2 protein-coding genes and 2 pseudogenes are annotated in these 1169 nt (G+C 72.4%); 2 read left to right on the top strand and 2 right to left on the bottom strand.

Annotation, left to right across the window (positions count from 1 at the left end; all coding sequences use genetic code 11):
- A pseudogene (locus tag GJ632_RS21645) lies at positions 1-206 on the top strand (hypothetical protein); the annotation flags it as partial.
- A gap of 31 nt (positions 207-237) precedes the next feature.
- Here GJ632_RS21645 and GJ632_RS24505 read toward each other — a convergent pair.
- Entirely contained in the window at positions 238-486 is a 249-nt protein-coding gene (locus GJ632_RS24505; RefSeq protein WP_231751758.1) for a hypothetical protein, read from the bottom strand.
- Positions 487-535: 49 nt separating this feature from the next.
- Between GJ632_RS24505 and GJ632_RS24500 the strand changes: the two genes are divergently transcribed.
- Positions 536-703 carry a hypothetical protein gene (locus GJ632_RS24500; protein WP_231751757.1) on the top strand — a complete coding sequence of 56 codons (168 nt, stop codon included), beginning with the start codon at positions 536-538 and terminating at the stop codon, positions 701-703.
- A gap of 57 nt (positions 704-760) precedes the next feature.
- Here the strand turns inward: GJ632_RS24500 and GJ632_RS21635 are convergent.
- A pseudogene (locus GJ632_RS21635) lies at positions 761-1169 on the bottom strand (methyl-accepting chemotaxis protein); the annotation flags it as partial.

Raw genomic sequence — 1169 nt, 5'->3', positions numbered from 1 at the left:
TCGAGACGGACGAGGTGGACGAACTGGTCCGCCGGGCGGTCCACCTGCTGTTTCAGACCACCGTCGACAGGGGGACGCTCGACTTCCACCTCCGGCAGGGCTACGACGTGACGTACGACGAGTACCTCTCGGGGATGACGTACGACGAGATGACCGGACAGGACCAGTACCCGCAACGCGACGACGAACGCCGCTACCAGATGTGACGCCCCGCCGGCGTTCGCGCGGTGCGGCCCGTCAGCGCCGTTCGACGCGCACGCGCACGCCGCCGGACGCCGTCTGACGGCCCGTGCCGGCCCCTGCCGTCGCGTCGTCGCGGCGGACGTACCGCACGTCGTCGCCGCGTTCGATGCGGAACGCGTCGAACGAGACGACGAGTCGTTCCTCGCCCAACGACGCCCGGAGGACGACGCCCTCGCTCGTGACGACGACGTACGGCGGGGCGGCGACGGGCGGGGCGGGCATCGGGTGTCCGGTGGCCGTCACCAGGTCCGAGAGGACGCGCGGGAGGTGCGCGAGGCGCCCGCCGCGTCCAGTGCCCGTTCGACGCGGGGACGACGGCGTCGCGGTCGGTCGTCCACGCGGCGTCCGTCGGCGACTCGTCCCACTCGGCGGCGACGGCGTCGGCGCACCGTCCGATGGCCTCGACCACGTCGCCGTGGTCCTCGAACACCCGCCGTTCGACGCGGTCTGTCGGGTCTGACACGGAGGCTCGTTGTCGACTCGCGGTCAAAAAGGCTCCCGAGTCGTCGCTCTCGGGTCAGTCGTCGTCGGACGCGGCGGGCGTCGGGGCGGACTCGCCGCCCGCGTCGGACGCGCCGTCGGCGACCACGTCGGCCAGTCGGGCGGCCGTCTCGCCGTCGAGGGAGAGCGTCGACTCGAAGTCGACGCCGTCGGCGGAGACGTCGAACTCGTCGAGGAGTTCGCTCAGGTCGCTCGCCTGGTCGGCGAGGCGGGTCGCGCCGTCCGAGACTTCGTCCAGCGTGGCGGTCTGTTCCTCGGCGGCGGCGGAGACGTTCTCGGCCTCGCTGGTCGTCTCCTCGCCGATGCCCGCGAGTTCGTCGGCCATCGACAGCACGTCCTCGGCCGTCCCGGCCTGCTGACCCGTCGCGGCCGCGACTTCCTCGACGCTCGCGCTGTTCTGGCTCACCTCGTCGGCTATCTCTCGA

It is taken from the genome of Halogeometricum sp. CBA1124 (assembly GCF_009741955.1).
GTDB lineage: Archaea > Halobacteriota > Halobacteria > Halobacteriales > Haloferacaceae > Halogeometricum > Halogeometricum rufum.
The sequence above is the reverse complement of the archived record's forward strand: the minus strand, read 5'-3'. Positions and strand labels throughout refer to the sequence as shown.